We start from the raw sequence: 5350 nt of genomic DNA, 5'->3' as shown, positions 1-5350 counted from the left end.
TTACGCCATGCTCAAGAACATCAGCACCCCGATGATCAACATCATCACGCTTGAGGACCCGGTGGAATACCGGCTTGAAGGCCTGAATCAGGCGCAGATAAGCGCCAAGACCGGATTTACCTGGGCCGAAGGCCTCAGAACTATACTAAGACAGGACCCTGATGTTATAATGGTGGGGGAGATCCGCGACTATGAGACGGCTGAGATCAGCCTTCGCTCCGCTCTAACCGGACACCTCCTGTTCACAACCATCCACACTATCAGCGCGCCGAGCATTATTGAGCGGCTTTTTGAAATGGGCATCCCGCCGTTCCTTATAGCCTCCTCCATGCTGGGCGCCATGTCACAGCGGCTGGTGCGAAAGGTATGTCCGCAATGCGCGCAGAAGGCGGCGCCTCCATCGGAAGCCGTGGTATGCGAATTTATAAAAAATATGGACCCCGCCGAGGGTAAAGTGATAAAAGATCTTATCCTGAAACCAGGAGCGAACTACAAAGTGGAGAAGGGTTGTCCCGCCTGCCGCAACACGGGCTATCTCGGGCGCACCGGCATCTTCGAACTGATGCTGATGAACGAAGAAGTACGCAAACAGGTGCTGGACCATAGCCCCACGGACATGATACGCCGCACAGCCATACAGACCGGCAAACTGCGCACTCTGCTCATGGACGGCATCGGCAAAGCGCGGATCGGCGTGACCACGCTCTCAGAAGTCATACGGGTCACAGCGACGATGGTGTAACCTCAGCCGGCGTCCCACAAAGCGGAAAACATCGGAGGCCGGACAATTCCGGAACCCCTTTATGTTTTTCGCTTTCTGTTTTACGACCAGCTTCCGATGAAAACCATCATAATGAAATTCGGCGGCAGTTCCCTAGCTGAGCCTGAAAAAATAAAGCTCATGGCTGAGCGGGCGGCCTTTTCCCGCCGCCGGGGCCTTGCCGTGGTTATGGTGGTCTCGGCCCCGGCCAACGTCACGGACGACCTGCTGGCACTTTCAGAACTACTCACCTCCCGCCCGGACCCGCGCGAGCTGGACGCCCTGCTGGCCGCCGGCGAACAGTTCTGCGCCGCGCTGACGGCTATGGCTATAGCGGAAAAAGGCGTCCGGGCTGTTTCGCTCACAGGCGTCCAGGCCGGAATAATGACCGATTCCAGACACACGGACTCCGATATTATTTCGATCCGCCCCGCCCGAGTGCTGAGAGAACTGAAAAAAGGCCGGATCGCGGTCGTGGCTGGTTTCCAGGGCGCCGCTAAAACCGGAGATATTGCCACGCTGGGCCGCGGAGGCTCCGATCTTACGGCCGTAGCCTTGGCACGCGCGCTGAAAGCCGATATTTGCGAATTATATACCGATGTGAAGGGAATATACACGGCCAATCCCACTGTGGTGCCACAGGCAAAAAAAATACCATACATTTCATATGACGCGGTAATACAGCTGGCACGTTCCGGTACCGAGGTGCGCCAGTTCCGCGCCATAGCTTACGCGAAGAAATACTCCATACCACTGCACCTGCGCTCTTCTTTTGAAAACGAAGAGGGGACAAGAGTCGGGAACCCCGGACGCGTCGGCCCGGATCCGGTAGTGATCTGTTTTTCCATCCGCGGAAGCGGAAAGTCGGCCGAACTGAACCTTATCGGCTCAAAGCTGGACGCCGCCGAAATAAAAAAAGCGCTCAGAGAAACGGCCTCCGTCTCCGGCTGCGTTTTGAAAAAAGAGATTTACGCGCCGGATAAGATAACCCTCGTCACCTCTTTCCAGGACGGCGAACCGTTGCTGAAGGCGCTACATAAAGCGTTTATCTAATCCCGGACGTTGCAATTCAGACAGTAGCAAAGCCTTCGTCTGATTTTCCTTATCAATAATGACGAATTAAAACCCCACCCTTAAAAAAAGTCTTTACATTGCTTAATCTGTATGCTATACTATATACGAAATGCAGATACATCCACGCCGCCACCGCTTGAGCAGCCTCCGACAGACCTTGGTGCGCCTTAAAGACCGGCCTGGGAAACTTTTGCCAATCTTTCTGGAGGGTTATCCCATGGTAAAGGGAACCGTTTACCCGCTCAGGCGCAAGTGCGGCAAGCCAAACTGCCGCTGCGCCAAGGGAAAGCTCCATGAAACGACAGTCCTGAGCGCCAGTATTTCAGGGCGCTCACGGTTATGGCCTGTCCCTACAGGTCAAGTAGAACAAATGAGCAGGTTGACCAAACGCTATCAGCGTTTCAGGACAGCCCGCGCGGATTTCGTCAAGCTCTACACGAAAATGTTACGCGCCATTGATGCCATTGAGAAGGTCAGGAGAAAGGATCCCTGAATGGACATCGTTTGCTACGAACGTGATCAGGGCTTTGTCCTTGAACAGTTTCAGAACGGTGAATTCGACTACATGGATACGGCCAGCGAGGTGGTGGAAACTGAATTCTTCCGCTATATCGGCGCCAAAAAAATTCTACAGGAACTTGCCGTGAGTTATCCTTCGCCCCGTAAGAAGCACGACGTTCCTGTGTGGTTTTCCCTTGCCAGCAATCTTTCAATGCGTTTGCACGGGGTGCACAGCTTCTACGCTTATCCCTATGTGGTTCGCTGCGGGGGAATGCTTAACGCCTTTGGCCCCGAAATCGGGCACAAGGCAAGGCATCCCGAAACGGGGGATATAACGCTTAGCTGCGCCGGGTTCAACGAAAAAAATGATTATGACCGGCAGACCCCCTGCGACCAGGACTATCTGCGCAAATTCGCGCGGGCTACCGACGAGCAGCGGCTGATGGGGTGGTTTAACTGCGACATCCCCAAAATGTTCAAGCTGCACAAGGCCTTCGATGCGGAGGGGATATTCAGCGGGGACGCCTCCTATCTGTTTGTGCCGGACAATCCGGCGTATGAAGGTTCGGTGCGCATGCTCTTTGACGAGAACAATCATCCCATAGAAGCGAAATCGCTTGCCGGCATGGACTCTCGACAGGCGGCGCGCTGCCGTTGGCGCCGCTGCTATAAAATGGTGTCCCTGCTGCACACCGATCGCCAGCGCAGTTTCTTTATGCGGGCTGCCATGCGCATTGTGCCCGGCAACGAGAACGAGTGCCCGATACTTTACGATCTGGTTGATGAGTTCGTGGGCTCTGTGGGAAAAGGCGTTATCAAGCGGCTTATTCTGGATCGCGGTTTCATTGACGGCGCCAAGATTGGATATTGCAAGCTCACGCATGGCGTTGACATACTTATGCCGCTCAAAAAGAATATGGACCTCTATAGGGATGCGCTTGGGCTTTTGAAGTCGCCGGACGTCAAATTCCTGGAAGTGCCCAAGTCAGTGCCACGCCCTATAACCCCGCCCCGTCTGCCTCAGGCTCCGGAGAATATCCGCCGGAGGGAGGCTAAGCGTCAGAAAACGTTGGCAAAACTAAAGGCGAAGGAACCTGCGCCGGCCCCGGAAAAGACCCTGGTCAAAAGCGAGGCCGCCGGAATACAGGGCTTTACAAGTTTTGATACCTGCCCGGTTCCGCTTAATGTTATCATCAACCGGGAAACCTATGCTGACGGGCGGCAGGATATATGGATGCTCCTGGATACCAGGTCTTTTGAAAACCCGCAGGACCCGCTGGCAAGGCGGGAGGAATATCATCTGCGCACTGATATTGAGGAAGGCCACCGGCAACTGAAGTGTTTCTGGGATTTGACGGAATTTACTTCCAGGGCCTTTTCGCTGGTGGTCAATCAGGTTATCTTCGTCGCCCTCGCCTATAACCTTCTGCAGCTTTATCTCAAACGCCAAGGGCGGGCGGAACTTAACCGCCGGACGCTGCCTCGCGTCTATAACCAATTGCTGCCCAGCGCTTCATTTATCATCATTTATTGCCAGAATCGTTTTGCGCTGTTTACGACTCCCGAGTACACGAAGATATTATTGACCCGGTCCAAAAACATCCAGGACAAAATCCTCCACAAGACGCTACGCCTTGAGCGCGAAATGGTTCAGGAATTGAACTCGCCGCGACCACCCTAAAACCTTACTCCACTGTTTTGAACTGAGTATTTGCCTACTGGTCGATGGCAACCGGTCGGGTTGCGCTCGGTTTACGGCATCTGAACACCTGAAAAAGCCGTGTGCGCCATTTTAAACCATTTGTAGCGTCCCAGTCCGAAACAGGTTGCTTCAAGCGGACGAAATAACACTATACTTCCAGATTACCGCAGGGACTATCCCCACTGTCTGAATTGCAACAACAGTTTCAGGCGAATCTTGACCAAAATACTTATCAAATTGTATATTGCATTTATCATTTGTAAGGGAGGTTCTATGACTAAAAGAACAGTGTTTACAGTGTTCCTTCTCTTCCTCTCCGTACGGGCTGGAGCTCAGGAGGAAGCGTATAAAGTTCAACAAGCTTTCAATTTAGTCGCCGCCAAAGCCAAACCGGCCGTGGTCAGTCTTAAGGTCATACGGGAAGACGCTGAAACATTTATCGAACCTGAATTCTTTTTCGGCTATATCATTCCTAGGGAGTGGACATACCGTTATGATACTCAGGGTGTGGGTTCAGGTTTGATTATAGATGCGGACGGCCATATTTTGACAAATTACCACGTGGTGGAAGGGGCTTCCCGCATAAAGGTTTCAATGTCGGATGCGGGCGGGAAAGAGAAAACATATATGGCTTCTCTTTCCGGCGGAGACCCGGCGCTGGACCTCGCGGTGCTTAAAATGGAATCCAAGGATCGGTTCCCCTATCTAGAGCTGGAACAACTTGACGCGAAAGTCGGAGACTTTGCGCTGGCGGTGGGATACCCGTTCGGTTTCAGGCAGACATTCACATCCGGCATAGTCTCAGCGCTTAATGCCGGTATAAAAGTGGAGGGCCGGAAATACGAGAAGTTGATTCAAACCGACGCAGCTATCAATCAGGGTAATTCCGGCGGACCATTGCTGAACCTGAACGGCAGGGTTATAGGCGTCAATGCTGCCATCTTCTCTCCATCCGGGGCTTTTGCCGGTATGGGATTTGCTATTCCCGCTTCGGAAGTCAGGCGTGTCCTGCCGGACATGCTCGCCGGGAGGGAGGTTAAACGCGGTTGGCTTGGGATATCGCTCACGGCGCTGGACCCCGTAATGGCGGCGCGGCTGGGTCTAAAAGTAACTTCAGGCGGGATAGTTAACGCGGTGGCGAAAGGCTCGCCCGCCTACGAGGCCGGGATAACTCGCGGCAACATCATAACGGAAAGCGACGGCGAACCAATTGAGAAGGAGGAAGACCTTTTTTACCGAACCTATACCCGAAGACCCGGGGAGATTATGGAACTGACGGTAATCAGCGGAAAACTGACCAAAAGCAAAAGGTT

The 5350-nt window shown here is 53.4% G+C and carries 5 protein-coding genes; all 5 read left to right on the top strand.

What is annotated here, in order from left to right; all coding sequences use genetic code 11:
• Window positions 1-742 (top strand): Flp pilus assembly complex ATPase component TadA (gene tadA, locus M0P74_17915; protein ID MCK9365463.1); only part of this gene is annotated, 742 nt, incomplete at its 5' end.
• 96 nt (window positions 743-838) lie between these two features.
• Complete coding sequence (locus M0P74_17910) at window positions 839-1813, top strand: aspartate kinase (protein MCK9365462.1); 975 nt, start codon at window positions 839-841, stop codon at window positions 1811-1813.
• A gap of 238 nt (window positions 1814-2051) precedes the next feature.
• Window positions 2052-2327: a hypothetical protein gene (locus M0P74_17905; protein ID MCK9365461.1), complete on the top strand. Its 276-nt coding sequence runs from the start codon at window positions 2052-2054 to the stop codon at window positions 2325-2327.
• Window positions 2328-4016 carry a transposase gene (locus M0P74_17900; protein ID MCK9365460.1) on the top strand — a complete coding sequence of 563 codons (1689 nt, stop codon included), beginning with the start codon at window positions 2328-2330 and terminating at the stop codon, window positions 4014-4016.
• Window positions 4017-4310: 294 nt separating this feature from the next.
• Window positions 4311-5350, top strand: a 1040-nt coding sequence (locus M0P74_17895; GenBank protein MCK9365459.1) for a trypsin-like peptidase domain-containing protein, incomplete at its 3' end; no start/stop codon positions are given.

The sequence above is a fragment of the Syntrophales bacterium genome (assembly GCA_023229765.1).
Taxonomy (GTDB): domain Bacteria; phylum Desulfobacterota; class Syntrophia; order Syntrophales; family UBA5619; genus DYTH01.
The sequence above is the reverse complement of the archived record's forward strand: the minus strand, read 5'-3'. Positions and strand labels throughout refer to the sequence as shown.

Excerpts from the sequence above, each read along its gene's own strand:
- M0P74_17910 (MCK9365462.1), top strand. The coding sequence starts at position 839 with ATGAAAACCATCATAATGAAATTCGGCGGCAGTTCCCTAGCTGAGCCT.
- M0P74_17905 (MCK9365461.1), top strand. The coding sequence starts at position 2,052 with ATGGTAAAGGGAACCGTTTACCCGCTCAGGCGCAAGTGCGGCAAGCCA.
- M0P74_17900 (MCK9365460.1), top strand. The coding sequence starts at position 2,328 with ATGGACATCGTTTGCTACGAACGTGATCAGGGCTTTGTCCTTGAACAG.